Origin of the sequence: Pseudoduganella sp. GCM10020061 (assembly GCF_042683405.1) — a bacterium.
GTDB lineage: Bacteria > Pseudomonadota > Gammaproteobacteria > Burkholderiales > Burkholderiaceae_D > Telluria.
In genome coordinates, this window is record NZ_JBHUJS010000002.1 from 471,585 (window position 1) to 495,847 (window position 24,263).

Genomic DNA, 24,263 nt, shown 5'->3' on the forward strand with positions numbered 1-24,263 from the left:
GGTTTTTTTGGGCTTAGCGTTTCAGGGCCGGGATTTCATTCGGCTTGTAAGGCTTGACCGGCTGTTCCCTGATCTTCTTTTCCAGCAGCGCGATCGCCACTTCCAGCTGGCGGTCGCGGCCGTTGAAGGTTTCATGCGGCAGGTTGTCCACTTCCACGTCCGGCGTCACGCCTACGCCTTCGATGATCCACTGGCCGTCCTCGGTCGAGAACTGGCCGTTCTCGGCCACGCGCGCCATGCCGTTGTCTGCCAGGCGGTTGCCGTCGCTGAGCCAGACACCCGCGCCGGCGGTGCGCTTGCCGACCAGTGGCGCGAGCTTGAGCGCCTTGACGCCCGCGGCGAAGGTCTCGCCGTCCGAGTAGGTCAGCTCGTCCATCAGCACCACCAGGTGGCCGCGGAAGGTGTTCTGCATATTCGGAGACGGCTGGTTGCCGTTCGACGCCCAGAATGCCCACGCCTTGCGCAGCAGCTTTTCGATGATCCAGCTGTCGATGTTGCCGCCGTTGTTGCGGCGCACGTCGATGATCAGGCCGTCGCGGTTGATGTTGGCGTAGAAGTCGCGTGCAAACGCATTGATGTCGCGCGCCACCATCGCGCGCAGGTGCAGGTAGCCGATCTTGCCCTTCGATGCCGCCTCCACCTGCTGCGCCCTGCCCACTTCCCAGTCGGAGTAGCGCAATGCGCCATGGCGCGCTAGCGATACCGGGGTCACGATCACCGGCCGCGGCGCTCCGCCCGGGCTCTTCACGTGCAGCAGCACCTGCTTGTCGGCCTGGTTGAGCAGGGTATCGGCGATATCGCGTTCCTTGCGCAGTTCCTTGCCGTTGACGGCGGTGATGATGTCGCCGACCTTGACGTTCACGTCCGGGTGCGCGAGCGGGCCGCGCTCGGACGGCAGTTCCGGCTCGCTCATGTAGATGCGGTCGACGCGGTAGCCTTCCGCGGTGCGGGTCAGCACGGCGCCCAGCGCGGACGGCACGCCTTCGCTGGTCGAACGGCGCACGTCGCCCGGACGGATCTGCGAATGCAGGGCGCCGACTTCGCTCACCATCATCGACAGGATATCGTCCAGCTCCGCGCGGTCGGTCACGCGATCGACCAGCGGCGCATAGCGGGCGCGCACGCCGTTCCAGTTCACGCCGCGCATGTTCACGTCGTACAGGAAGTCGCGGTGCATGCGCCACGCGTCGTTGAACATCTGCTTCCATTCCAGGCGGGGATTGGTCACGATCGCCCAGTCGTCAATCTTGACCTTGGCCTTGCTGATGTCCTGCTGCTGTTTGGCGCCCGCTTCCACGATCAGCATGTCACCCGGGCCGCTCGGGCTGGCGGTGCGGTAGAAGATATGCTTCTTGTCCCAGGTGAGGCCGAATTCGCGCACGTTGGCGACAAATACTTCCGGCTGCGGCGCGGTGCGGCTGATCGCCAGCGTCTTGAGCGTCGCCTTGCCGGGCGCATCGGCGTCGAGCAGGTAGAGGCGCTTGTCGTCGACCGCGAGCGAGCGGTAGTTGCCCGGCGCGACCGGCACTTCGTACAGGCGGTCCTTCAGGCCCGCGTACACCACGGCCGGCAGGCCGGGCTTGGCGGCCGGCTTGGCGGTCTTGGCGGCGATGGCCTTCTCCGCGGCCTCCTTCGCTTCCGCACCCAGTTCGGTCGCCGGCTCGTCATCCGGGCGGCTCAGCTCATCGTCCGGCTTGAACGGGAAGCGCGTGCCAGGCTGCAGCGCAAGCGCATACACGCCGATGCGCTTGTCGAACACCGGCCCCATGTTGCGGTCGCCCCATGGCGAGCCGTTACCGAGGTTGAAGTGGCGCGCGGACAGGAAGTACAGCCACTTGCCGTCCGGCGCGAACACCGGCGAGCTGGCGTTGTAGCGGTCGGTCGTCACGAAGCTCATCTGCTTCGTCGCCAGGTTATACATGCCGATCTGGTTGCGCTGCTCGCTGCTGCCGACCCGCACGAATGCGAGGTTGCGGCTGTCCGGCGACCACACGACTTCGTCGTTGCGGTCGACGCCGACCTGCCCCGCGTCGTCGATCACGATGTTCGAACGGGTCGCCAGGTCGAGCAGCCAGGTGCGGCCGCGCTTGTCCGTGTGCGCCAGCCATTTGCCGTCCGGCGAAGGGTACAGTTCCCAGCGGTGGCTTTCGGCATTGCTGGTCAGGCGCTCGCCGCTGCCCGAGCCGTCTGCAGCGTAGCGCCAGATTTCGTTTTCGCCCGAGGCATCGACGATCGCGTAGACCCATTTGTCGTCGTGGCTGAAGACGGCGCTGCGCGCGCGTGCGCCTTCCGGCACCGCGATCTCGACGCGGCGCTGGGTGCCGGTGCCCGCGATGGTAACGCGTCCGCGCGCGGTGATGACGAGGCGGCGCGCCTTGTGCGCGAGGTCGATGCTGGTCAGCGCTTCCAGCGGCGACTTGACGATGCGGGTGCGCTGCTGGTCGAAATCGGAGACCAGGCTGGCATTGACCAGCGTGTCGGCGCCGGAGGCGATGTCGAGCACGCGCAGGTCCGCGCCCAGCTGATACACGATGCGGCCATCGCCCAGCGCTGCGTTGCGCACGTCCCACTCGCTGTGCCTGGTGTGCTGGCGGCGGTCGCTGCCGTCCGCGCGCACGGACCAGAGGTTGTCGGCGCCGCTGCTGTCGCTGATGAAGTACAGGCGGCCGTTCCACCACATCGGTCGCTTGTTATTGGCGGTGTCGTCCTTGAACACCGGCTCCGCTTCCCGTCCGGCGTTCATGTCGAAGCGCCACAGCTGCGCGTGCGCGCCGCCGCGGTAGGCCTTGACGTTATCGTTGGTCATGGCCAGGCCCATGCGCGTGAAGTAGACCACGCGCCCTGCCTCGTCGAGCGAGGCGTCGTTGGCGTCGGCGAGCGGCAGCACGCGCCGCTCCATGCTGGCCGGGTGGACGGCGGCGACGATGCGCTGGCGCGCCGGGCCGGTCTGGTTGTCCGCGCTGATCAGCACTTCGCCCTGCGGCGTCCAGCCCAGCACCACCAGGCCGCCGTTCTCGAACGTGATCCGCTTCGGCAGGCCGCCTTCGACCGGCATCACGTAGGCTTCCTGCGCGCCCTCGTACGATGCCGCGAAGGCGACCAGTTTGCCGTCCGGGGACAGCGCGGCGTGCGTTTCGGCCGAGGCGTGCGTGGTCAGGCGCTGGGCCTTGCCGCCGCTGGCGGAGGTGCGCCACAAGTCGCCTTCGGCGGTGAACACGATGGTGTCGCCGCGGATGGTCGGGAAGCGGAAATACGGATCGGCGGCGCTTGCATGGCTGCCGGCAAGCGCCAGCGACAGCGCGAGAATGGTGCGGGACACGGTCATATGCGTTACGAAGTGAAGTTACAAACGAGCATGAGTGTGCCACAGCGGGCGCGGCAAAGGATGTGCATACAGGCAGATTTCGTGGGCATCCGCGACAGGAGGTACGCGCAAAAAAAAACCGCGCATCTCGCGCGGTTTTTGTTCTCGGCCTTCCGGCCGAAGATCGAGGATGGACCCCGGCCTTATTCGATCTCGACGGTTTCCGGCGGCAGCGTCGGAGGCGCTGCGTCCCCTTCCGGGAACTCGAGGCGCACGTTGTCGCTCTCGTCCAGATCCACCGTGACCTTGCCGCCGTTGACCAAGCGGCCGAACAGCAGCTCGTCGGCCAGCGCCTTGCGGATCATGTCCTGGATCAGGCGGGCCATCGGACGGGCGCCCATCTGCGGGTCGAAGCCCTTCTTGCCCAGGAACTTGCGCAGGTTTTCGCTGAACACCGCTTCGACCTTCTTCTCGTGCAGCTGCTCTTCCAGCTGCATGAGGAACTTGTCGACCACGCGCAGGATGATCTCCTCGTCCAGCGCGCGGAAGCTGATGATCGCGTCCAGGCGGTTGCGGAACTCCGGCGTGAACATGCGCTTGATGTCCGCCATCTCGTCGCCCGCCGCCTTCGAGTCCACGAAGCCGACCGAGCGCTTGGTCAGGCTTTCGGCGCCCGCGTTGGTGGTCATGATGATGATCACGTTGCGGAAGTCCGCCTTGCGGCCGTTGTTGTCGGTCAGCGTGCCGTGGTCCATCACCTGCAGCAGGATGTTGAAGATGTCCGGATGCGCCTTTTCGATTTCGTCCAGCAGCAGCACTGCGTGCGGCTTCTTGGTGATCGCTTCGGTCAGCAGGCCGCCCTGGTCGTAGCCGACATAGCCTGGCGGCGCGCCGATCAGGCGCGACACCGCATGGCGCTCCATGTACTCGGACATGTCGAAGCGCACCAGCTCGATGCCGAGGATGAACGCAAGCTGCTTGGCCACTTCGGTCTTGCCCACGCCGGTCGGACCGGAGAACAGGAAGGAGCCGATCGGCTTGTCCTGCTTGCCCAGGCCCGCGCGCGCCATCTTGATGGCCGACGCCAGCGCGTCGATCGCAGGATCCTGGCCGAACACCACGTTGCGCAGGTCGCGGTCGATGGTCTGCAGCTTGCTGCGGTCGTCCTGGTTGACGGTCTGCGGCGGGATGCGCGCGATCTTGGAGATGATGTCCTCGATCTCGGTCTTGCCGATGGTTTTCTTCTGCTTGGACTTCGGCAGGATGCGCTGTGCGGCGCCTGCCTCGTCGATCACGTCGATGGCCTTGTCCGGCAGGTGGCGGTCATTGATGAAGCGTGCCGCCAGTTCGGCCGCGGTCGACAGCGCCGACGACGAGTACTTGACGCCGTGGTGCTCCTCGAAGCGCGACTTCAGGCCGCGCAGGATCTGCACGGTCTGCTCGACCGATGGCTCGTTGACGTCCACTTTCTGGAAGCGGCGGGAGAGCGCATGGTCCTTCTCGAACACGCCGCGGAATTCCGTGAACGTGGTCGCGCCGATGCACTTGAGCTGGCCGTTGGCGAGCGCCGGCTTGAGGAGGTTGGACGCGTCCAGCGTGCCGCCCGATGCCGAACCGGCGCCGATGATGGTGTGGATCTCGTCGATGAACAGGATGCCGTTCGGGGTGTCCTTGAGCTGCTTGAGCACGGCCTTGAGGCGCTGCTCGAAGTCGCCGCGGTACTTGGTCCCTGCCAGCAGCGCGCCCATGTCGAGCGAATACACGACGGCGTTCTGCAGGATCTCCGGCACTTCTTCCTGGACGATGCGCCATGCCAGGCCTTCCGCGATGGCGGTCTTGCCCACGCCGGCTTCGCCCACCAGCAGCGGGTTGTTCTTGCGGCGGCGGCACAGGATCTGGATCACGCGGTCGACCTCTTCCTCGCGGCCGATCAGCGGATCGATCTTGCCGTCCGCGGCTGCCTTGTTGAGGTTCTGGGTGAACTGGTCGAGCGGGCTTTCCTTGGCCTGGCCTTCGACCTGCGCTTCTTCCACGCCTTCGGAGGCCTTGACGCTGTCGATCTGCTGGTCCTTGCGCACGCCGTGCGAAATGAAATTGACCACGTCCAGGCGGGTCACGCCCTGCTGGTGCAGGTAGTAAACAGCGTGCGAATCCTTCTCGCCGAAGATCGCGACCAGCACGTTGGCGCCGGTGACTTCCTTCTTGCCGTTCGAGGCGGACTGGACGTGCATGATGGCGCGCTGGATCACCCGCTGGAACCCGAGGGTCGGCTGGGTATCGACTTCGCCGGTGCCGGGCACCGTGGGCGTGTTATCGCCGATGAAGTTGGTCAGCGTCTTGCGCAGGTCGTCGATGTTGACGGCGCAGGCCCGCAACACTTCGGCCGCGGATGGGTTGTCCAGCAGCGCCAGCAGCAGGTGTTCGACGGTGATGAATTCATGCCGTGCTTGCCGGGCTTCGACAAACGCCATGTGTAGGGAGACTTCCAATTCCTGCGCGATCATACTTCCTCCATCACGCACTGCAGGGGATGGCCCGCCTTGCGCGCATGTGTTAAAACGAACTCAACTTTGGTACATGCGATGTCCTTCGAGAATACACCGCATACACCTTTCCCGTGCCTGTGCACGGACAACATAATCTGCGTGGCCGTCTCACGATCCTTGTTGAAATATTCCTGTATGACGGCTACCACGAATTCCATCGGCGTGTAGTCATCATTGAGCAGGGCTACCTGGTACAGCGGTGGCGGTTTGGTGACCTGCCGCTCGAGGACGGTCTCTGTATCGTGCTTAGTTGCCATACTTAATTCTACTGCGTTCGCGGTTGATGCTATGGGGGAATAATCATCCCGTTCGCATTTGGTTTCCATCTTACGCGTTTTCGGCTCAGAACGCAGATGGCGACCCGATTCGTGAATTCAAGAGTTGTGTTGCCGCAGAGTGTGGAGATTTCAGCAACTTGTAACAAAAAGCGCTTGACTTCGAAAATTATTGCCTCAACAATGCAAATATTGACTTGTACTGTGTACTTGTTGATAAGAAGTGAGCAGGCTGAGGAGGGGGCAAGAAGCTTCTTGCTTTTATGGCTCGTGTGATTAGATATAATTTTGAAAGTTCTTTATGGCAACAGGTACTGTTAAGTGGTTCAATGATTCCAAAGGTTTTGGCTTCATCACTCCTGATGATGGCGGCGAAGATCTGTTCGCACACTTCTCCGCAATCAACATGAACGGTTTCAAGACCCTCAAAGAAGGTCAAAAAGTTCAGTTCGAAGTCACGCAAGGCCCTAAAGGCAAGCAAGCTTCCAACATCCAGACCGCGTAAGACGGTCCGATGTGAAAAAAAACCCGCTCTCGAGCGGGTTTTTTGTTTGCGCGAAACGGGGACGCCCGAAATGGGGACACGAAATGGGGACAGACCCCATTTTCGCGAAAATGGGGTCCGTCCCCATTTCGGGGTCTGTCCCCATTTCGGGGTCTGTCCCCATCTGTTACTCCATGTATTCGATCATCACGTCGCCGAAGCCGGAGCACGAGACCTGCGTCGCGTCCTCCATCAGCCGCGCGAAGTCATAAGTAACGCGCTTGGACTGGATCGCTTTCTCCATCGAGCTGATGATCAGGTCGGCCGCTTCGGTCCAGCCCATGTGGCGCAACATCATTTCGGCCGACAGGATCAGCGAACCCGGGTTGACGTAATCCTTGCCCGCGTATTTTGGCGCGGTGCCGTGCGTGGCTTCGAACATGGCGACCGAGTCGGACATATTGGCGCCCGGCGCGATGCCGATGCCGCCCACCTGCGCCGCCAGCGCGTCGGAAATGTAGTCGCCGTTCAGGTTCAGCGTGGCGATCACGCTGTACTCGGCCGGGCGCAGCAGGATCTGCTGCAGGAAGGCATCCGCGATCGAGTCCTTGACGATGATGTCGCGGCCCGTGCGCGGATTCTTGAACTTCATCCATGGGCCGCCGTCGATCAGCTCACCGCCGAATTCCTTTTGCGCCAGCGCATAGGCCCAGTCACGGAAGCCACCCTCGGTGTACTTCATGATGTTGCCCTTGTGGACGATGGTCACGGACGGCTTGTCGTTGTCGATCGCGTACTGCAGCGCCTTGCGCATCAGGCGCTCGGTGCCTTCGCGCGACACCGGCTTGATGCCCAGGCCCGAGGTTTCCGGGAAGCGGATCTTGTTGACGCCCATTTCCTTGATCAGGAAGTCCATCAGCTTCTTCACCTTGTCGCTGCCGGCCTGGTATTCGATGCCCGCGTAGATGTCTTCCGAGTTCTCGCGGAAGATGACCATGTTGGTCTTCTCCGGCTCGCGCACCGGCGATGGCACGCCCTTGAAGTAGCGCACCGGGCGCAGGCAGACATACAGGTCGAGTTCCTGGCGCAGCGCCACGTTCAGGGAGCGGATGCCGCCGCCGACCGGCGTGGTCAGCGGGCCCTTGATGGAGACCACGTAGTCGCGCACGGCCTTCAGCGTCTCCTCGGGCAGCCACACGTCCGGGCCGTACACCCTGGTCGACTTCTCGCCGGCGTAGATTTCCATCCAGCTGATCTTGCGCTTGCCGCCATACGCCCTGGCGACCGCCGCGTCCACGACCTTGATCATGACCGGGGTGATGTCGATGCCGGTGCCGTCGCCCTCGATGAAGGGAATGACAGGATTATCTGGTACAGTCAGCGAAAAATCCGGGTTGACCGCGATTTTCTGGCCATCATCAGGTACTTTGATATGCTCAAACATGTGTTCTCCGAAATCGAAAGGCCGTGCGAGTGAGGTAGCGCTCTTCCCGAGTCTTCTATAAGACATAAGAGCGTGCATTTCATATTATGCACCAGTATTCCATCCTGCACCACCGGCTGGCCGCCGGTCGCCGCACATTCTACCCCCGCAAAGCGCATGCCCCTCATACTCTTCAACAAGCCCTTCCAGGTCCTGTGCCAGTTCTCGGCGCAGGAAGGCCGCGAGACGCTGGCCGACTACCTGAAGATCCCCAACATCTACCCTGCCGGACGGCTGGATGCGGACAGCGAGGGCCTGATGCTGCTCACCGACGACGGCAAGCTGCAGCACGCGATCGCGCATCCGGACCACAAGGAAGACAAGACCTACCTGGTGCAGGTGGAAGGCGACGCGTCGGACGAGGCGCTCGCGCGCTTGCGCCAGCCGATCGACCTGGGCGACTTTGTCACCCGGCCGGCGCGGGTGGCGCGCATCGCGGAGCCGGAGTGGCTGTGGCCGCGCAACCCGCCGATCCGGCAGCGCGCCAATGCGCCGACCAGCTGGCTGGCGGTCACGATCTCGGAAGGCAAGAACCGGCAGGTGCGGCGCATGACGGCGGCGGTGGGATTGCCCACGCTGCGCCTGGTGCGGCATGCGATCGGCCCGTTTTCGCTGGGGACGCATCCGCTGATGCCTGGCGAGTGGATGGAGGTGCCCTCCTCCGCGCTCAGGTCGGCATAGAGGGGGGAGTATGTGCTGCTGCGGCCTGCCGCCGGGCATACCCCCCTCTTTTTCGATGGGTTTCACGACCGGCGCGGATACCCGGGGGGAGTATCCGGCACCGGGAGTGACGCTGGCACGCGACTGCCGATTTGACTGATGCCGAGCGGCATGGCTTAATCAGGCTATGAAAACACTATTCGCCACCGCCGCACTGCTGCTCGCAGCCACCAGCGCCAACGCCCAGGACGCCAGTTTTGGCCGCACCAAGCTGTCCATCGGTATCAACCTGATCAATGCGGAAGTCGCCGCGAACGATCCCCAGCGCCAGCAGGGCCTGATGCACCGCACCAGCATGGCCACCAACGCGGGCATGGTGTTCGTCTTCGACGACGTCAATTCGCAATGCATGTGGATGAAGAACACGCTGATCCCGCTGTCGGTCGCCTTCATCGACGCCAATGGCCGGATCGTCAACATCGAGGACATGCAGCCGGAAACGCTGGAAAGCCACTGCTCGAAGCGGCCGGTGAAATATGCGCTGGAGATGAACCTGGGCTGGTTCGCGAAGCGCAACATCAAGCCGGGCACCGTGGTGAACGGTCTCGTCACCCCCGCCGCACGTTGATCGCCGGGGGCCTGCCCCCGATCCCGAACCCAAGCGAAAAAACCCGCGTGACCGAGTCAGGCGGGTTCTTCTTGTACCACCAGGGCCGCCATGGCGGCCCGCAGGAACTTAGGCCGACAGCGCCTTCAGGGCTGCTGCCAGACGGCTCTTGTGGCGAGCTGCCTTGTTCTTGTGGATGATCTTCTTGTCAGCGATGCTGTCGATGGTCGACACGGACGACTGGAAGATGGTGGTTGCTGCGGCTTTGTCGCCAGCCAGGATCGCTTTGCGAACAGCCTTGATTGCGGTGCGCAGGGTCGAACGCTGTGCGGAGTTGTGTGCGTTCTGCTTGACTGCTTGACGAGCGCGTTTGCGCGCTTGTGCGGTATTTGCCATGGAATTTCCTAAATCAGGGTCAGGTTGCGTCTGCAAACACAGCTAAACACTTAGCGGCTGCATAACTGAATTTCGTAAAGCGTTAGATTATAGCCGATGTTTCGGGCTCGGGCAAAGCAAATCTTGCCGGATGTGTTGCGTCCGATATAATCCACCGCCATGAACTTGCTCAGAACCCTCGCCGCCATTTCCAGCATGACCATGCTGTCCCGAGTCACCGGATTGCTGCGCGAGAGCCTCACGGCGAGTGTGCTGGGCGTGTCCGCGTTCGCCGACGCCTTCGTGGTCGCGTTCCGCATTCCCAACATGCTGCGGCGCCTGTTCGCGGAGGGCGCGTTCGCCCAGGCCTTCGTGCCGATCCTGGCGGAGTATAAGACAAGGGAAGGCATCGCGGCCACCAAGACCCTGGTCGACCATGTGGCGACGGCGCTGGTGTGGGCGACCCTGCTGACCAGCGTGGTGGGCATCCTCGGTTCGCCCTACGTCGTGTACCTGTTCGCCTACGGCCTGGACAAGACGCCCGGCGCTTTCGACGCATCCGTGCTGATGACGCGCGTGATGTTCCCCTACATCGTGTGCATGGCGTTCGTATCGCTGTCCAGCGGCGTGCTCAATACCTGGAGCCAGTTCAAGGTCCCGGCCTTCACGCCCGTGCTGCTCAACCTGTGCACGATTGCGGCGGCGCTGTTCCTGGCGCCGCAGTTCGACGAGCCGGCCTACGCGCTCGCAATCGGCGTGATGGCGGGCGGCCTGGTGCAGATGGCCTTCCAGGTGCCGGCGCTGATCAGGATCGGCATGCTGCCGCGGCTCTACCTGAACCCGATGACGGGCTTTCGCGACCTGGGCGTGCAGCGCGTGCTGCGCAAGATGGGACCGGCCGTGTTTGCGGTGGCGGCAGCGCAGATCAGCCTCATGATCAACACGACGATCGCATCCTGGCTTCCGGCCGGGTCGATCGCGGCCCTCTCGTACGCCGACCGCCTGATGGAATTCCCGACCGCGATCCTCGGCGTGGCGCTCGGCACGATCCTGCTGCCCGGCCTGTCCAAGGCGAACGCCTCGGCCGATACGGCCGAATATTCCGCCCTGCTCAACTGGGGCCTGCGCCTGACCTTCCTGCTCGCCCTGCCCGCCGCGCTTGGACTGGCGCTGCTGGCCGAGCCGCTGATCGCGGTGCTCTTCAACTATGGCAAATTCGACTACACCGCGGTGGTGGCCGCGTCGGCGCCGCTGATCGCGTACAGCGTGGGCCTGATCGGGATCATCCTGGTCAAGATCCTGGCGCCGGCATTCTTTGCGCGGCAGGACGTGCGCACCCCGGTGCGCATCGCGGTCGGCGTGCTGGTGGTCACGCAGCTGATGAACATCGTGTTCGTGCCGCTGTTCGGCGTGGCCGGGCTGGCGCTGTCGATCGGCGTGGGCGCGTGCGTGAATGCGACCTTCCTGTATGCGGGCCTGCGCAAGCGGCAGCTGTTCGTGCCGGAGAAAGGATGGCTGAAGTTCTTCGTGCGCGTAGCGGTGGCGTTGGCCGTGATGGGTGCGATCGGCTGGGCCGCGGCCCACTATATCGACTGGGTGGTGCTGCGCAGTTCGCCGTGGCTGCGCGCGGGAGCGCTGATGGGCAGCGTAGCCGTGTGCGCGGCGTCGTATTTCGCCGTGTTGCTGGTGCTCGGGTTCAGGATAAAGGACTTCAAGCGCCGCGGCGCGTGAGTCCAGGGGCGCGTCCCCTCGTTTCCAGCGTCCGGCCGCCTCGCCGGCTCAGCGTTCGTTGGAAGCCTCTTCCCTCGGCGGCGGCGGGGTCACGATAGTGATGTCGTCGTCGGGCGGCGGCGGCACGCCGGGCGGCAGCAGCGGGGTTTCCTTGCGCGGCGGCGGCAACGGCTCGCGGCCCGGCGGCGGCGGCGCGAGCGGCGGCTGCACGCCCTGTGGCTGGCGGTTCGGCACCGCGCCCTGCCCGCTCATGGTGAAGCGCCAGTCAGATATCAGCTCCGCCTTCTCGAAGTTCTGGAAGCGCGCGTCAAAATTCGCGATCTTGAGCGGCTTGGTATCGGACAGGCTGTGTACACCGATCACGCCGGTCTGCCCGGCCAGGTACAGGATGCCCCACTCGTCCTTGCCTGTAATGGGATCGATGTAGATCTTGCGCAGGTGCCGGCGCGGGTACGGAAAGCGCGGATCGCGCACCAGGTCCTGCAGCGACGCCGGCTGCTGGCGCTGTCCGCGCGGCGTGGCAGCCGCGTAGCTGCGCAGGGCCTTCGTGAATTCGGCGCCGATCTCGAGCAGCTCTTCCTCGGCCTCGGCGCGGCGCATCAGCGATTCCACCTTGAGCGTGGCCGCGCCGACCAGGCCGATGATCGTGAGCAGGACGATCAGCCCGAGGTAGGTGAAGCCGCCCTGGCGTGCGCGCACTACCACTCCCCGTATGCGATGCCGTTCTTGCCGGCGCCTTCTGCGCTGCTGCGCAGGTTGTACACCTGGCCCTTGTCCGGCTCCTGCGGCGGCTCCACGATCCACGCCGAATTGCTCCCGGCGATGGGGTCGTAGGGCAGGCTGCGCAGGTAGCGCTTTTCCACCAGCTCGTCGAGCGATTCCGGGTAGCGGCCGGTATCGGCGTGGAACTGGTCGATCACGATGCGCGTGTTGCGCAGGTTGTCGGCCAGGATGGTCTCCTTGGCACTGTCCACGCTCGGGAAGAAACGCGGCACGGCGAGCGTGAGCAGCAGCGCGACGATGCCGAGCACCACCAGCAGTTCGATCAGGGTAAAGCCGTTGCGTGTGCGCTGCATGGTCACCACTTCCGGTAGGGGATGCCGTTCAGGCCGACGCCGGGAGAGGTGGTGTACACGTCGTACACGTCCTCCCCTTCCTTCGGCTCGTCCGGTTCGCTGGCGTAGCTGCGCTTGCCCCAGGTCTGCGCATCGGTCAGCGCGGGGTCCTTGTTGAAGGGGTCGCGCGGAATGCGGCGCAGGAAGTACATCTTGGCCCGCGTCGGGCTGCGCTGGTCCGCCACGCCCTGCACCAGCAGGTCCAGGTCTTTCGGATAGCCGGTCGATCCGGTCACGCGCGGCAGGCGCCCCTCATCGTAGGCCTTTTTGTAGGCGTCGATGCCGGTGCGGATCTCGCGCAGCGAGCGGCGCAGTTCCTGCTCCTGCGAACGCTGGATCGTTGCTTTCGTCACCGGCACGATCAGCGTGCCGAGCATCGCCAGGATCGCCAGGGTGACCAGCAGTTCGATCAGCGTAAAGCCGCGGCGCGCCTTCAACATGTCACTGGCCCGGTGGACGCGGCGGTATGACAACCGGCGTGGTGGTGGTCGTGGTGGTGGTCGCAGGCGGCGGCGGTGGCGGATCGACGACCGAGCGCGACGCCGGCAGCGGCTGCGGACGCGTGATGTTCGGCGAGTTGGAATCGGCTTCCGGCTGCGGCGTCGCGGCCGCGTCCAGCGACGGCTGGCCAGCCTGCTGGGTGACCGGCAGCGGCACGCCGACAGGGCGCGCAGGCTGGCGGCCGGCCGGGGGCGGCAGCAGCGGCGGCGCCACGCGTGGGCCGGTGTTGATGTTCGGGTTGATCGCGGGCGCGATGGTGCCCACCTGGCCGGGCTGCACGGGCGCTGCCACAGGCAGGCGCTCGGACGGGTCGGGACGGCGGCGGAAGCTGGTCTCGGTGCCGGCGCTGAACTCGGACGCGCCTGCGGCCGGGCGCTGCACGGTGCGCACCAGGTGCGGCGTGATCGACAGCACGATCTCGGTGCGCTGGTTGTCGTCCAGCGTGACGCCGAACAGGCGTCCCACCAGCGGCAGGTCGCCCACGCCCGGCACCTTGCTGCCGCCGCTGCGTTCCTCGTTGTTGATCAGGCCCGCCAGCACCTGGTTCTCGCCGTCCTTGAGCTGCAGGAAGGTCTGCGCCTGGCGCGTGCCGATCTGGTAGGCCGTGGTGCCGGTGCTGGTGGTCTGCTTGTCCACCAGGTTGCTGACCTCCAGCGCGATGCGGATGCCCACCTCGTTGTTCAGGTAGATGGTCGGCTCCACGTTGAGCGTGAGGCCCACGTCGACGTAGCTCACCGACTCCGATGCGAAGCCGCCGGAGCCCGGCGAGATCGTGGTGGTGATGACCGGGACCTTGTCGCCGATCACGATCTTGGCCTTTTCCTTGTTACGCACGCGGATGCGCGGGTTGGCCAGGATGTTGGCGTCCGCGTCGGTCTTGTTGGCGGTGATGGCGGCGGACACGCCAGAGACGCCGATGCGCGAGCCGTTCAGGCCGCGCAACTGGTCGATCGTGAGCGGCCCGGTGGCCGCGGTGACGATCGGCGCGAACGACAGGCTTTCCGGCCAGGCGATGCCCAGCTCGGTCAGGCGGCTGCGCTTGATCTCGAGGATCTCGACTTCCAGCATCACCTCGGCCTCGGCCACGTCCTGCAGCGCGACCAGTTTCTCGGCCAGGCGCACCGCGTCCTCGCTGTCGCGCACGATCACCATGTTGAGCTTTTCATCGATCGCGATGTCGCGCGTCTTGAGGATCACCTTCAGGGTATTGCCCACCGTCTTGGCATCCGCATTCGCCAGGTAGAAGGTCTTGACCACCATCTGCTGGTATTCGCGCACCTTGGCCGCGACGTTCGGGTAGATCAGGATCGTGTTCTCGTCCATCACCTGCTGTTCCAGCTGGTTGGTGGTGAGCAGGTAGTGGATCGCCGCTTCGACGGTGCTGTTCTTCAGGAAGATCGAGGTGCGGCTGTCGGAGCGCACGTCCTTATCGAACAGGAAGTTCAGGCCGGAGCGGCGCGACAGCACCTCGAACACCTGGCGCAGCGGCGCGTCGCGAAATTCGATCGTGACCGGCTGGCGGTAGGCGGCCGACAGGCGGCTCGGCACGGCCGGCGGCGCGGTCTGGCTGTCGATATCGGCCAGCAGGCGGCGCGCGCCTTCGTGGCCGGGCTGTTCGGTAATGATGGCTTCCAGCTTGGCGCGCGCGATGGCGTAATCCTTCTTTGCGGCCAGCGCGGTGGCGTCGGCGAGCAGCGTGGCGTGGCGCTGGCTGGCCTCGATATCGCGCAGGCCCTGGCGCGCGCGCTCATGGCCCGGGTCGATCGACAGCGCGCGCTGGAACGCCGCCTTCGCTTCGGCCACCCTGCCCTGCTGCAGTTCGCGCTGGGCCAGGTCGACCTGGCGTGTGGCATGGCGGTCGCGCACCATCAGGAAAGTCGCGCGGTACTGCGCATTGCCCGGGTCGCGCTCGACCGCTTCGCGCAAGCGCACCAGGCCCTGCTCGACCTGATCGCGTTCGACCAGGCTGCGGCCGTCGCGGTACGCCATCTGGGCGGCGCAGCCGGCCAGCGCCAGCGCCAGCAGGGGAACGGCCAGGATGCGCACACGGCGCCAGGTTTCGCTTCGCATCACTCGTTTGCTCCAATATTCATGTGTTGTTGCTGGCCCAGCGGCAGGTAGGTGACGGTCATCATGGGTGGCGCCACCGCATCGATGCGCCAGGCGCCGTCGATGACGTCGCCGGCCCGTACCGCGTGGATGCGTTCGCCCTGCGCAAGGTAGATCTCCCAGCGCCCCTCGCCCAGCGACTTGCCGATGAAGGTGAAGGGAATCGCCGGCGCCATCGGCGGGGCCGGCGGTGGCGGAGACGGCGGTTCGGGCGGCGGCGGGTTCCAGCTACGCGCGCCGAACCCCGGCGCGTCGCCATCGCCGGCCTGGCCAATCAGTTCGGCGCGCGGGACCAGCCGCAGCACGGCGGGTCCCTCCTGCGCCAGCGGCGCGGGCGTCCGGGCCACTGCAGGCGCGGCCGCCGGCGCGGGGCGATCCACGCTTTCGACAACTGCGCCCTCCGGTTCCTTGTCGCCGAAGGCCGCCAGGCCCGCCGCACCCAGCAGGGCCAGGCCAAGCACGATATGACGCGGACTCATGGCGCGCCCCCGTTCAGATACAGCGTCAGGCGCAGGCGCGCGTCGACATCCGGATCGCCGACCGATTCGCGCTTGAACGAAATCTCGTCGAGCGAGGCGAAAGGAATGGTGGCCAGCGAGGACATCGCAAAGCCCCACACGGCCTTGTACGGGCCGCGCACCGGCAGCGTGACCTGGTACGCGTACACCCGCGCGTTGCGGTCGTAGGCGGCACGGTATTCGCCCCGCGCCAGCACCAGGCCCGCCTTGTCGGCCAGTCCGAACAAGGTGCGTACCTGCTGCTCGGCATAGCGGCGCTCGCCCAGCGCCTTGTAGAACGCTTCGATGGCTGCGGTCTGCGGCGCAGCCGCCTGCACCAGCACGGGCGCGGGCGCGGCGGCAGCCTGCGCCAGCACGGCGCGGTGCTGCTGCGCGCGCGCCGCGCGCTCCGGCAGGATCCAGCCCAGCGCAGCCGCGCTTGCGGCCAGCACCAGCGCCGCGCCGATGCCTACCGGACCGGCCGCGCGCAGCGCGATCCCGACGCGCAATGCAATGGCGCCGAGCGTGGCCCCGCTCATGGCGCGCTCCATGTCGCCTCGAGCTCGAACCGGAGCGGCTTGTTCGGATCGGCGTCGTTCACCAGGTGGCTCACCAGTACGACGTCCGAGAACAGCTCCTGGCGCTTGAGCTGTTCGACATAGCCGACCATGCCGTCGCTGTCTCGCGCTTCGGCGGTGATGCGCAGGGTATGGCGGCGCGCATCGGGCTCCAGCGCCAGCAAGGCGATGCTGGCCGGCGTGCCGGCGGCGAGCGCGTCGTGCACGGCGCGCCAGGGCAGGTTCAGCTGCGAGACGATGGCGTTGACGGCCGCGGCCTGCGCTTCGGGCACGCGCGGCTGCGCCACCGGCCGCGGCGCGCGGGCCGCCACCTGGCGCGCACGCACGCCGGCTTCGGCCAGCTGGCGCTCGTATTCCTCCTGCTCGGCGTGCAGCCTGAACGCCGCTGCGACGGCGGCACCGAGCGCCAGCGCGGCGATGGCGGCCGCGACCCAGGCAGCGGGATGGGTGCGGTACAGCGTGCGGCGCCACCCGGACGGTGCAAAGTCGATCCGCAGCGCCTTCATCGCACGACTCCCGCCAGGGCAAGCTGCGCAGCGGGCGACAGCTCCGCCATCGGGGGGCGGCCGGCCAGCGCGCAGGCCAGTTGCGAGTTCCCGCCCAGCCAGCGGTCGGGGACCGCGCCGGCCAGGGCCAGCGCGCGCGGTGCAGGCAGGCCAAGCAGCATCGCTTCCCGCGTGACATGGGTGGCCAGCCATTCGGCGCCGGCGCCGTCAGGTATGGCGGCGGCGCGCACTGCTTCCAGACGCTCGCCATCCGGGGCGCCGGTGGTGATCACGCCTTCGTGCACCAGGCCGAACCAGGCGCCGTGGCGCAGCGACGAACGGCACGCATTGAACGCGACGGCGAAGTGCGGCTCGATGCCGGTCACGGCCATGCCCTGCGCATCGGCGGCCTGCGTCAGCGCGGCGAGCAGCGCATGCGGGATGCCGGCTGCCATGAACGGCCGCGCGGCATCCCAGCCGGCACGGATCACCCACTGGGCCGGCATTTCGCCGTACAGGGAATGGAAACGCAGCGCGGCGGCCGCTTCCAGGTCGGCCATGCGCGCGGCATCGTGCGGCGGCGCGACGCGCCACATCCGCACCAGGTCGTTGGACAGGACAAAGGAAACGGGCCAGCGCGCATGAGCGCTGCCCAGCAGCTGTGAAAGCGCCGCAGCCATCGCGCCGGGCTGCGCGGCATCGAAGGCCAGCTCGCTCTCCACGCGCGACGCGCCCCAGCGGCTGGTCACGGCCAGCGCCAGCGCGCTCTCCGCGACGCCGACGCGCAGCGATTGTCCGAGCCGCCTACGCATGCAGGGTCACCCGCTTGATCTCCGCCAGCGTCGTGGCGCCGCGCTTGACCAGTTCCAGCGCGGCCGAGCGCAGGCTGCGCGTGCCATTGGCATACGCGGCTGCCTTGATGCGGCGGATCGGCTGCTTGTCCACGATCAGTTCGCGGATCTCGTCGTTGAGCGTGAGGATTTCCGCGATCGAACGGCGGCCCTTGTAGCCGGTGCCGCGGCAGTCGCCGCAGCCCTTGCCTTCCATGAAGCGGTACTCGCGCACCTCGTCGCGGGTCAGGTTCACCTGCTCCAGTTCCGCGTCGGAAGGCGTGGCCGGCTGCGCGCAATGCGGGCAGTTCATGCGCACCAGACGCTGCGCCCAGATGCCGTTCAGCGCCGAGACGAAGGCATACGGGTCGATGCCCATGTGCGTGAAGCGCCCGAACACGTCGAACACATTGTTGGCATGGACGGTGGTGAGCACCAGGTGGCCGGTCAGCGCCGACTGCACCGCGATTTCGGCCGTTTCGCGGTCGCGGATCTCGCCCACCATGATCTTGTCGGGGTCGTGGCGCAGGATCGAGCGCAGGCCCTTGGCGAAAGTCAGGCCCTTCTTCTCGTTCACCGGGATCTGCAGGATGCCGGGCAGCTGGTACTCGACCGGGTCCTCGATGGTGATGATCTTCTCGCGGCCGTTGTGGATCTCGGTGAGCGCGGCGTACAGCGTGGTGGTCTTGCCCGAGCCGGTCGGCCCGGTCACCAGCAGCATGCCGTAGGCTTCCTGCGCCAGCGCCCGCAGCGTAGCCAGCGATGGCGCGTCGAAGCCCAGCGCTTCCAGCGTCAGCGCGCCGTACGCCTCTACCATTGCGCGCTTGTCGAGGATACGGATGACCGCGTCCTCGCCGTGGATCGAGGGCATGATCGAGACGCGCAGGTCGATCTCGCGGCCGCCCGATTCGACGCGGAAGCTGCCGTCCTGCGGCACGCGGCGCTCGGCGATATCGAGTTCGGCCAGCACCTTGAGGCGCGAGACGATCTGCTCGGCAGTGTCGGTGCCGGACACGGTCGCCGCATGATCGAGCACGCCGTCGATGCGGTACTTGACCGACAGCCCGCCGGCAGTGCTTTCGAGGTGGATGTCGGAGGCGCCCGCCTTAAGGGCGTCGTACAGCGTGGAGTTGACCAGCCTGACCGCGGGACTGGCCGCTTCCGACACGGAGGCGAACGACAGCACCGCCGCGGTCTTCTCGCGGCGTCCGTCGCCGCCGGTGGTGACGAGCGAATCCACCGCGCGCGCCGATTCTTCCTGGCGCGACAGGTAGGCCTGGATGTCCGACTGCAGCGCCAGGCGCAGGTCGAGTGGCGCGCCGGGACGTGCCCTGGCCTGGGTGCTGAGCCAGGTCTGCAGGTCGAGGTCGAACGGATCGGAGATCACGCCGACCAGGTGGCCGCCCGCGCCGCGCAGTAGCAGGCCGTGGCGCGCCATCGCCTGTGCCAGCGGCAGCAGGTCGAAGGCGGGCGTCATCTCCAGCATCTGCGCCGTTTCCATGACCGACAGGCCGAACGGCGCGGCCAGCGCGCCGACGATGGCGCGCGGGTCGGCTCCGGACAACGCTTCCAGCTCGGCCACCAGCGTGCGGCGCGATTGCAGGCAGGCTTCGCGCGCCTGCGCCAGCTGGGCGGTATCGAGGATGAATGGAACGGCCGCGTTCACGACATGTCTCCCGCGAGGTCAAAAATCGGCATGTACAGCAGCACCACGATGGCGCCCACCACCAGGCCGATCGCGGCCATCAGCAGCGGTTCGAAGGTGCGCGTGAAGCGGTCGATCCAGCGGCTGATTTCGCCGTCGTAGAAGGATGCCGACTGCATCAGCATCGGCCCCATCTCGCCGGTGCGCTCGCCAACGCGCAGCATGCGCAGCGAGATCGGCGTGGTCAGGCCGTGCTGTTCGAAGGAACTCGACATCGGCTGGCCCGATTCGATGCTGGCGCGCGCCGCATCGAGCGCGCTGCGCAGCGCCGGGGACACCATCGGCCGCACGGTATGGATCGCCTGCACGATGGTGATGCCGCCCTCGGCCAGCATGCCCAGCGTCAGGTACAGGCGCGACAGCTCGTACACGCGCACGCGTTCGCCGATGCCCGGCAGGCGCGTGAGCAGGCGGCCGAAGTCGCCGTTGGCCAGCATGCGCCGCACCAGCAGGAACAGCAGCACCGCCGCCACCAGCGCGCCCTGCCCCAGCGCCGCGCCGTGGCTGGCGGCGAACTGCCCCCAGTCGAGCATCAGCTGCGACATGAACGGCAGCTCGCGCCCCGCGCCCTGGTACACCTCGGCGAACTTGGGCACCACGTAACCGATCAGGAACAGCGAGACCCCGGCGCCCACCATCAGCAGGATGACCGGGTAGATGGACGCGCTGACGATCTTGGAGCGCACCAGGTCGATGCGCTGCTGGTAGTCGATGTAGCGGGCCAGCGAGCGTGGCAGGTCGCTGGTGCCTTCGGCAGCGCGCACGATGCCCACGTACAGCGGCGGGAACAGGTCCGGCTGCGCCGCCAGCACGGCGGAAAAGCGCATGCCGTCGCGCAGGCCGGCCAGCAGCCGCTCCAGCACGCCGCGGGTGGAGGCGTTCGATTCCTTTTCAAGCAGCGCGTCGAGCGACTCGACCACCGACAGGCCGGCATTCAGCAGCGCCAGCAGCTCCTGGCTGAACAGGACCAGCGACAGCTTGCCGGCCCGCGCGCGGCGCAGCGCACCGGCGCGCAGCGGCTGCACGGCGCTGACGAACAGACCGCGCGACTCGACCTGCCGCCTGGCGTCGGCTTCATCCGGCGCATCGACAACGCAGCTGCCAATCGACATGTCCGGCGCAAGCGTGCGCACTGAAAACTGCATGAACTTCCCTGTTATGCCTTATTGCGTGGCGATGTCGGCGTTCTCGCCGGCGCCGCCGGGCTGGCCGTCCTTGCCCAGCGAGACAATCTCGTATTCGCCGCGGGCGCCCGGGGCACGGTAGGCATAGGCATTGCCCCAAGGGTCGAGCGGCACGCCCTTCTTCAGGTACGGGCCGTTCCACTTGCCGGCGGCAGTGGCAGGCGCGGTGATCAGCGCCTGCAGGCCTTCCTCCGTGGTCGGGTAGCGGCCGACATCAAGGCGGTAGGTGTCGAGCGACTTCTCGAACGACTCCATCTGCGCCTTGGCGACCGTCACTTCCGACTTGCCCAGTTGGGAAAAATACTTCGGTCCGACGTAGGCTGCAAGCAGGCCGATGATGACGATCACCACCAGCAATTCCAGCAACGTAAACCCTCGATTTTGCTTTGCAGCGCGCATCAGCGGCGACTCCTTGGGCAGACCCATTGGCCCGGTCTTGCCATAAATGTTGTGTTAACAAGACGATACCATTTTTTTGCTGAGCAACAAACGCCGAGCGCGGCTTTTTGTGCTGCTGCAATATGCATGTCAGCGCTTGTAGGGCGCGGCGAGCGGCTCGCCGATGAACAGGCCCTGGGCTGGCCATGCCACGCTCTTCCAGTACGCTTCGATGGCGGTGGCGCCCAGCGCGTAGTGGCGCATCAGCACAGTGGGATGAGGGAATTTCTGCCAGTAGTTGCACGGCTCGGTCACGGTGCCATAGCTTGCCGTCGCGCCCGCCTCCAGCCAGCGCAGGGCGCTCATCTGCCCATTGCCGAGCAGGTCTCCGCCGAGCGAGGTCATGTGGTCGGCCAGCGCTCCCGGCAGGAACTTGTTGGTCTCGATCTTGTTCACGCGGGCCAGGCCGGTCTGGTAGAACATGATGTCGCTGGCGTTTTCCAGTGCATCCGAGGAGAGGCGCTTGATGGTCAGCTTCTTGGCCGCGATGCGACCGGCCGGAGGAAACAGGTGGGCACGGCTGTTGCGGGTCTTTTCGCTGGTGGTCAGGAAATAGGCGCTTGCCGGGCCGGCCTTGCGGTCGGCGGCGATGCCGCGGTCGATCAGGGCCTTGGCCGATTCGACCGAGTTAGCGGGCAGCAGCATCGACAGGCGCAGCCCGGCAGCCGACGGGCTCTTTGCCGGAGAATTGAAATACGGGTTGACCCGCCCCTGCCCGCAGGTCTTGGCGCACTGGGCGGCATCGTAGCCCAGGGTATAGGCAGCGGTAATGGAATTGCAGTCCACCGCATAGGGAGCGGTCCACACCATCAGCACCGCCTGCACATGGGGTGGCAGGGCCTTGTCGATGTCGGCCTTCATCTGCCGGAACGCGCCCAGCTCGAGCCGCTCCTTGTTCGGGGGAATGCGCACATGGACGACGTTTTCGGCAGGAACGCCACGCGCCTTGCGGTAGTAGTCGCCGACAGCAATGCTGGCCGGGTCGGCATCGTTGATGACCAGCCCCAACTGTCCCGCGCCCATCGTCACCTGGGCCCAGGCGCTGCCCATACCGCAAGCCCACACCAGTATCACTGCCATCCAGCCATGCTGCACTCGCATACGCACCTTTACCTTGAAAATCAAAACGGAAGCCCGAGACTTCCGTTTTGATTATAGCCACACAAGTGCTTTGCTTAAGTACGCTTGGCGCGCAGGCGTGCTGCGCCGGCCACCAGGCCCAAACCGGCCAGCAGCATGGCGTAGGTCTGCGGCTCCGGCACGGCCAGCACGTTCAGGTTGCCGGCATAGCTGGCGGAAGTGTTCGACACGATGCTGCCGGTCACCTGCACATAGTAGGAGCCGGTCGGCAGCCCGCCGGTGGCGATCGTCCACAGGTCCACCGTTCCCGTGCTCTGCATGACCCCGGACGCCACCAGGGCATTGCTGCTGTCGTACAGGTCGTAGCCGGTAATGGTGAGTCCGACCAGCGCGCTGTGTGCGATCGAACCCACCAGCGTGTCGACGAAGTTCAGCCCGACCGTCGAGAAAGTGTACTTGTCAGAAAAGGTATTGCCCGAGTTTCCGGACAGGAAAGAGGCGCCGAAGGTCCCGGTGCCGTCCACCAGGATCACGGGCGTGGGCGGATGGCTGATGTCGACTGCATGGCTGGCCGGCGCCAGCAGCAGCATGCTCGCGCAGCCGAGCGCCGAGAGGAATGCCTTCATGGTTTTCATTTTTTCCCACTCCATTTCAATGAAGTTCGTGGTCGCACGATTGCGGTCCACGGGAACAAGTCCTGGGAATGACTGTAGCTGGGGATCTGGTGGCGTTATGAAATAAATATCAAACAACGGTTGTGTTGTCGCGACGGATTCGTTGTCGCGACAACCGTATTTCCACCAAGGAAGGAACGGGGACGTCCCTTGGGCGGAAGTCCCCGGCGCTCAGGCGCGCTTGTAGATGTCTTCGAAGCGGACGATGTCGTCTTCGCCCAGGTAGCTGCCCGACTGCACCTCGATGATGTGCAGCGGTACCTTGCCCGGGTTTTCCAGGCGGTGGTTCATCCCGATCGGGATGTAGGTCGATTCGTTTTCGGACAGCAGGCTGACCTTCTCGCCGCAGGTGACGCGCGCGGTGCCGGACACCACGACCCAGTGCTCGGCGCGGTGGTGGTGCATCTGCAGCGACAGCTTTTCGCCCGGTTTGACGCAGATGCGCTTGACCTGGAAGCGGTCGCCCGCGTCCACGCCCTCGTACCAGCCCCACGGACGGTGCACGCGCGTGTGGTGCAGGTGCTCGGTGCGCTCCTTCGACTTGAGGTGGTCGACGATCTGCTTGACGCGCTGGACCTGGTCCTTGTGCGCCACCAGCACCGCGTCGCCGGTCTCGACCACCACGAGGTTGTCGACGCCTACCACGGCCACGATGCGGCTCTCGGCGCGCACCAGCGAGTTTTTTACGCCGTCGAGGTAGACGTCGCCGCGGCACACATTGCCTTCGGCGTCGCCCTGTTGCACTTCCCACAGCGCGGACCAGGAACCCACGTCGCTCCAGCCGATGTCGGCCGGGACCACGACCGCATGGCTGGTCTTTTCCATCACCGCGTAGTCGATCGAGTCGGACGGGCAGTCCGAGAAGGTCGCTTCGTCCAGGCGGCAGAAATCGAGGTCGCGGTAGCCCTTCTGCACCGCGCTCTCGGCGGCGCTGGCGATGTCCGGCTGCAGGCGCGCCAGTTCGTCCAGGAAGCGCTGGGCGCGGAACAGGAACATGCCGCTGTTCCAGTAGTAGCCGCCTTCGGCCAGGAACTTCTCCGCGGTCTCGCGGTTCGGCTTTTCGACGAAGCGCGCCACGCGGTAGCAGCCGTCGCAGGCGTCCATGGCGGCGCCGCGGTTGATGTAGCCGTAGCCGGTTTCAGGCGCCTGCGGCACGATGCCGAAGGTGGCCAGGCCGCCCTCCTTCACCATCAGCATGGCGCGGTCCACGGCGGACTTGAAGGCGGCATTGTCGGTGATGACGTGGTCGGCCGGCAGCACCAGCATGACCGCCTCGGGGTCGATCGCCTTCAGGTAGTTGGCGGCGGCGGCGACGGCCGGCGCGGTATTGCGGCCGATCGGTTCGAGCAGGATGCCGAGCGGCTTGATGCCGATCGCGCGCAGCTGCTCGGCCACCAGGAAGCGGTGCTCGTTGCCGCACACGACCAGCGGCGCCATCAGGTCGGGCCAGTCCGCCACGCGCAGGATCGTGTCCTGCAACATCGTCTTGTCCGACACCAGCGGCAACAGCTGCTTGGGCATCACGGCGCGCGAGAGCGGCCACAGACGGGTACCGGCGCCGCCGGAAAGGATGACTGGATAGATTTTCATCAGGTACTTTCT

23 protein-coding genes are annotated in these 24,263 nt (G+C 65.9%); 4 read left to right on the plus strand and 19 right to left on the minus strand.

The window, feature by feature from the left end; translation table 11 throughout:
- Window positions 1-13 precede the first annotated feature (13 nt).
- The 3 genes from ACFSQR_RS05935 to clpS all read right to left on the minus strand — a co-directional run bounded on the left by ACFSQR_RS05935 (window position 14) and on the right by clpS (window position 6,107).
- On the minus strand, window positions 14-3,319 hold the full coding sequence (locus ACFSQR_RS05935; RefSeq protein WP_377728705.1) for a S41 family peptidase: 3,306 nt from the start codon (window positions 3,317-3,319) through the stop codon (window positions 14-16).
- A gap of 188 nt (window positions 3,320-3,507) precedes the next feature.
- Window positions 3,508-5,808, minus strand: coding sequence for an ATP-dependent Clp protease ATP-binding subunit ClpA (clpA, locus tag ACFSQR_RS05940; protein ID WP_377728706.1), 2,301 nt, complete (start codon window positions 5,806-5,808; stop codon window positions 3,508-3,510).
- The gene (gene clpS / locus ACFSQR_RS05945; RefSeq protein WP_377728707.1) at window positions 5,805-6,107 is read right to left on the minus strand and encodes an ATP-dependent Clp protease adapter ClpS; all 303 of its coding nucleotides are present in this window, start codon (window positions 6,105-6,107) and stop codon (window positions 5,805-5,807) included. The genes clpA and clpS overlap by 4 nt, the downstream gene beginning before the upstream one ends.
- Window positions 6,108-6,426: 319 nt before the next feature.
- Here clpS and ACFSQR_RS05950 point away from each other — a divergent pair, with 319 nt between their 5' ends.
- A complete protein-coding gene (locus ACFSQR_RS05950; RefSeq protein WP_377728708.1) occupies window positions 6,427-6,630 on the plus strand; it encodes a cold-shock protein in 204 nt (67 codons plus the stop codon).
- 166 nt (window positions 6,631-6,796) lie between these two features.
- Here ACFSQR_RS05950 and icd read toward each other — a convergent pair whose 3' ends face one another.
- The gene (gene icd, locus ACFSQR_RS05955; RefSeq protein ID WP_377728709.1) at window positions 6,797-8,053 is read right to left on the minus strand and encodes an NADP-dependent isocitrate dehydrogenase; all 1,257 of its coding nucleotides are present in this window, start codon (window positions 8,051-8,053) and stop codon (window positions 6,797-6,799) included.
- A gap of 156 nt (window positions 8,054-8,209) precedes the next feature.
- On the opposite strand from icd, the gene ACFSQR_RS05960 reads away from it, so the two are divergent.
- Window positions 8,210-8,773 (plus strand): pseudouridine synthase, encoded by a 564-nt coding sequence (locus ACFSQR_RS05960; protein WP_377728710.1) that lies wholly within the window; start codon window positions 8,210-8,212, stop codon window positions 8,771-8,773.
- Between the two features lie 166 nt (window positions 8,774-8,939).
- Entirely contained in the window at window positions 8,940-9,380 is a 441-nt protein-coding gene (locus ACFSQR_RS05965; protein WP_377728711.1) for a DUF192 domain-containing protein, read from the plus strand.
- A gap of 108 nt (window positions 9,381-9,488) precedes the next feature.
- On the opposite strand, the gene rpsT is transcribed toward ACFSQR_RS05965, so the two are convergent.
- The gene (rpsT, locus tag ACFSQR_RS05970) at window positions 9,489-9,755 is read right to left on the minus strand and encodes a 30S ribosomal protein S20 (protein ID WP_377728713.1); all 267 of its coding nucleotides are present in this window, start codon (window positions 9,753-9,755) and stop codon (window positions 9,489-9,491) included.
- A 159-nt stretch (window positions 9,756-9,914) separates the two neighbouring features.
- Between rpsT and murJ the strand changes: the two genes are divergently transcribed.
- Window positions 9,915-11,465, plus strand: a complete 1,551-nt coding sequence (gene murJ / locus ACFSQR_RS05975) for a murein biosynthesis integral membrane protein MurJ (protein WP_377728715.1) — start codon at window positions 9,915-9,917, stop codon at window positions 11,463-11,465.
- A gap of 48 nt (window positions 11,466-11,513) precedes the next feature.
- On the opposite strand, the gene ACFSQR_RS05980 is transcribed toward murJ, so the two are convergent.
- From ACFSQR_RS05980 to ACFSQR_RS06045, 14 genes are all read right to left on the minus strand, one after another.
- Window positions 11,514-12,164 (minus strand): type II secretion system protein, encoded by a 651-nt coding sequence (locus ACFSQR_RS05980; RefSeq protein WP_377728716.1) that lies wholly within the window; start codon window positions 12,162-12,164, stop codon window positions 11,514-11,516.
- A complete protein-coding gene (locus ACFSQR_RS05985; protein ID WP_377728717.1) occupies window positions 12,164-12,541 on the minus strand; it encodes a type II secretion system protein in 378 nt (125 codons plus the stop codon). The genes ACFSQR_RS05980 and ACFSQR_RS05985 overlap by 1 nt, the downstream gene beginning before the upstream one ends.
- 2 nt (window positions 12,542-12,543) lie before the next feature.
- A complete protein-coding gene (locus ACFSQR_RS05990) occupies window positions 12,544-13,020 on the minus strand; it encodes a type II secretion system protein (protein ID WP_377728719.1) in 477 nt (158 codons plus the stop codon).
- 1 nt (window position 13,021) lies between these two features.
- Window positions 13,022-15,151 carry a secretin N-terminal domain-containing protein gene (locus tag ACFSQR_RS05995; RefSeq protein ID WP_377729025.1) on the minus strand — a complete coding sequence of 710 codons (2,130 nt, stop codon included), beginning with the start codon at window positions 15,149-15,151 and terminating at the stop codon, window positions 13,022-13,024.
- On the minus strand, window positions 15,151-15,669 hold the full coding sequence (locus ACFSQR_RS06000) for a hypothetical protein (protein WP_377728721.1): 519 nt from the start codon (window positions 15,667-15,669) through the stop codon (window positions 15,151-15,153). Before ACFSQR_RS06000 ends, ACFSQR_RS05995 begins: the two co-directional genes overlap by 1 nt.
- Window positions 15,666-16,226: a hypothetical protein gene (locus tag ACFSQR_RS06005; RefSeq protein ID WP_377728722.1), complete on the minus strand. Its 561-nt coding sequence runs from the start codon at window positions 16,224-16,226 to the stop codon at window positions 15,666-15,668. Before ACFSQR_RS06005 ends, ACFSQR_RS06000 begins: the two co-directional genes overlap by 4 nt.
- Window positions 16,223-16,771 (minus strand): PilN domain-containing protein, encoded by a 549-nt coding sequence (locus ACFSQR_RS06010; RefSeq protein WP_377728723.1) that lies wholly within the window; start codon window positions 16,769-16,771, stop codon window positions 16,223-16,225. Before ACFSQR_RS06010 ends, ACFSQR_RS06005 begins: the two co-directional genes overlap by 4 nt.
- Entirely contained in the window at window positions 16,768-17,562 is a 795-nt protein-coding gene (locus ACFSQR_RS06015) for a hypothetical protein (protein WP_377728724.1), read from the minus strand. The genes ACFSQR_RS06010 and ACFSQR_RS06015 overlap by 4 nt, the downstream gene beginning before the upstream one ends.
- On the minus strand, window positions 17,555-19,246 hold the full coding sequence (locus ACFSQR_RS06020; protein ID WP_377728725.1) for a GspE/PulE family protein: 1,692 nt from the start codon (window positions 19,244-19,246) through the stop codon (window positions 17,555-17,557). Before ACFSQR_RS06020 ends, ACFSQR_RS06015 begins: the two co-directional genes overlap by 8 nt.
- Window positions 19,243-20,430 carry a type II secretion system F family protein gene (locus tag ACFSQR_RS06025; protein WP_377728726.1) on the minus strand — a complete coding sequence of 396 codons (1,188 nt, stop codon included), beginning with the start codon at window positions 20,428-20,430 and terminating at the stop codon, window positions 19,243-19,245. Before ACFSQR_RS06025 ends, ACFSQR_RS06020 begins: the two co-directional genes overlap by 4 nt.
- Before the next feature lie 18 nt (window positions 20,431-20,448).
- Window positions 20,449-20,895, minus strand: a complete 447-nt coding sequence (gene gspG / locus ACFSQR_RS06030; RefSeq protein WP_377728727.1) for a type II secretion system major pseudopilin GspG — start codon at window positions 20,893-20,895, stop codon at window positions 20,449-20,451.
- Window positions 20,896-20,997: 102 nt separating this feature from the next.
- Window positions 20,998-21,987, minus strand: coding sequence for a TIGR03790 family protein (locus ACFSQR_RS06035; protein ID WP_377728728.1), 990 nt, complete (start codon window positions 21,985-21,987; stop codon window positions 20,998-21,000).
- Window positions 21,988-22,082: 95 nt separating this feature from the next.
- Window positions 22,083-22,622, minus strand: coding sequence for an FxDxF family PEP-CTERM protein (locus ACFSQR_RS06040; protein WP_377728730.1), 540 nt, complete (start codon window positions 22,620-22,622; stop codon window positions 22,083-22,085).
- A gap of 210 nt (window positions 22,623-22,832) precedes the next feature.
- On the minus strand, window positions 22,833-24,251 hold the full coding sequence (locus tag ACFSQR_RS06045; protein WP_377728731.1) for a mannose-1-phosphate guanylyltransferase/mannose-6-phosphate isomerase: 1,419 nt from the start codon (window positions 24,249-24,251) through the stop codon (window positions 22,833-22,835).
- Window positions 24,252-24,263 lie beyond the last annotated feature (12 nt).

What these genes read in the sequence shown, in the direction of transcription:
- icd (WP_377728709.1), bottom strand. Translation starts at nt 8,053, where the DNA reads ATGTTTGAGCATATCAAAGTACCTGATGATGGCCAGAAAATCGCGGTC.
- ACFSQR_RS05950 (WP_377728708.1), top strand. Translation starts at nt 6,427, where the DNA reads ATGGCAACAGGTACTGTTAAGTGGTTCAATGATTCCAAAGGTTTTGGC.
- ACFSQR_RS05965 (WP_377728711.1), top strand. Translation starts at nt 8,940, where the DNA reads ATGAAAACACTATTCGCCACCGCCGCACTGCTGCTCGCAGCCACCAGC.
- ACFSQR_RS05960 (WP_377728710.1), top strand. Translation starts at nt 8,210, where the DNA reads ATGCCCCTCATACTCTTCAACAAGCCCTTCCAGGTCCTGTGCCAGTTC.
- ACFSQR_RS05990 (WP_377728719.1), bottom strand. Translation starts at nt 13,020, where the DNA reads ATGTTGAAGGCGCGCCGCGGCTTTACGCTGATCGAACTGCTGGTCACC.
- clpS (WP_377728707.1), bottom strand. Translation starts at nt 6,107, where the DNA reads ATGGCAACTAAGCACGATACAGAGACCGTCCTCGAGCGGCAGGTCACC.
- ACFSQR_RS05985 (WP_377728717.1), bottom strand. Translation starts at nt 12,541, where the DNA reads ATGCAGCGCACACGCAACGGCTTTACCCTGATCGAACTGCTGGTGGTG.
- ACFSQR_RS06005 (WP_377728722.1), bottom strand. Translation starts at nt 16,226, where the DNA reads ATGAGCGGGGCCACGCTCGGCGCCATTGCATTGCGCGTCGGGATCGCG.
- ACFSQR_RS06000 (WP_377728721.1), bottom strand. Translation starts at nt 15,669, where the DNA reads ATGAGTCCGCGTCATATCGTGCTTGGCCTGGCCCTGCTGGGTGCGGCG.
- ACFSQR_RS06015 (WP_377728724.1), bottom strand. Translation starts at nt 17,562, where the DNA reads ATGCGTAGGCGGCTCGGACAATCGCTGCGCGTCGGCGTCGCGGAGAGC.
- ACFSQR_RS06035 (WP_377728728.1), bottom strand. Translation starts at nt 21,987, where the DNA reads ATGGCAGTGATACTGGTGTGGGCTTGCGGTATGGGCAGCGCCTGGGCC.
- ACFSQR_RS06025 (WP_377728726.1), bottom strand. Translation starts at nt 20,430, where the DNA reads ATGCAGTTTTCAGTGCGCACGCTTGCGCCGGACATGTCGATTGGCAGC.
- murJ (WP_377728715.1), top strand. Translation starts at nt 9,915, where the DNA reads ATGAACTTGCTCAGAACCCTCGCCGCCATTTCCAGCATGACCATGCTG.
- rpsT (WP_377728713.1), bottom strand. Translation starts at nt 9,755, where the DNA reads ATGGCAAATACCGCACAAGCGCGCAAACGCGCTCGTCAAGCAGTCAAG.
- ACFSQR_RS06010 (WP_377728723.1), bottom strand. Translation starts at nt 16,771, where the DNA reads ATGAAGGCGCTGCGGATCGACTTTGCACCGTCCGGGTGGCGCCGCACG.
- clpA (WP_377728706.1), bottom strand. Translation starts at nt 5,808, where the DNA reads ATGATCGCGCAGGAATTGGAAGTCTCCCTACACATGGCGTTTGTCGAA.
- ACFSQR_RS06040 (WP_377728730.1), bottom strand. Translation starts at nt 22,622, where the DNA reads ATGAAAACCATGAAGGCATTCCTCTCGGCGCTCGGCTGCGCGAGCATG.
- ACFSQR_RS05995 (WP_377729025.1), bottom strand. Translation starts at nt 15,151, where the DNA reads ATGCGAAGCGAAACCTGGCGCCGTGTGCGCATCCTGGCCGTTCCCCTG.
- ACFSQR_RS06045 (WP_377728731.1), bottom strand. Translation starts at nt 24,251, where the DNA reads ATGAAAATCTATCCAGTCATCCTTTCCGGCGGCGCCGGTACCCGTCTG.
- gspG (WP_377728727.1), bottom strand. Translation starts at nt 20,895, where the DNA reads ATGGGTCTGCCCAAGGAGTCGCCGCTGATGCGCGCTGCAAAGCAAAAT.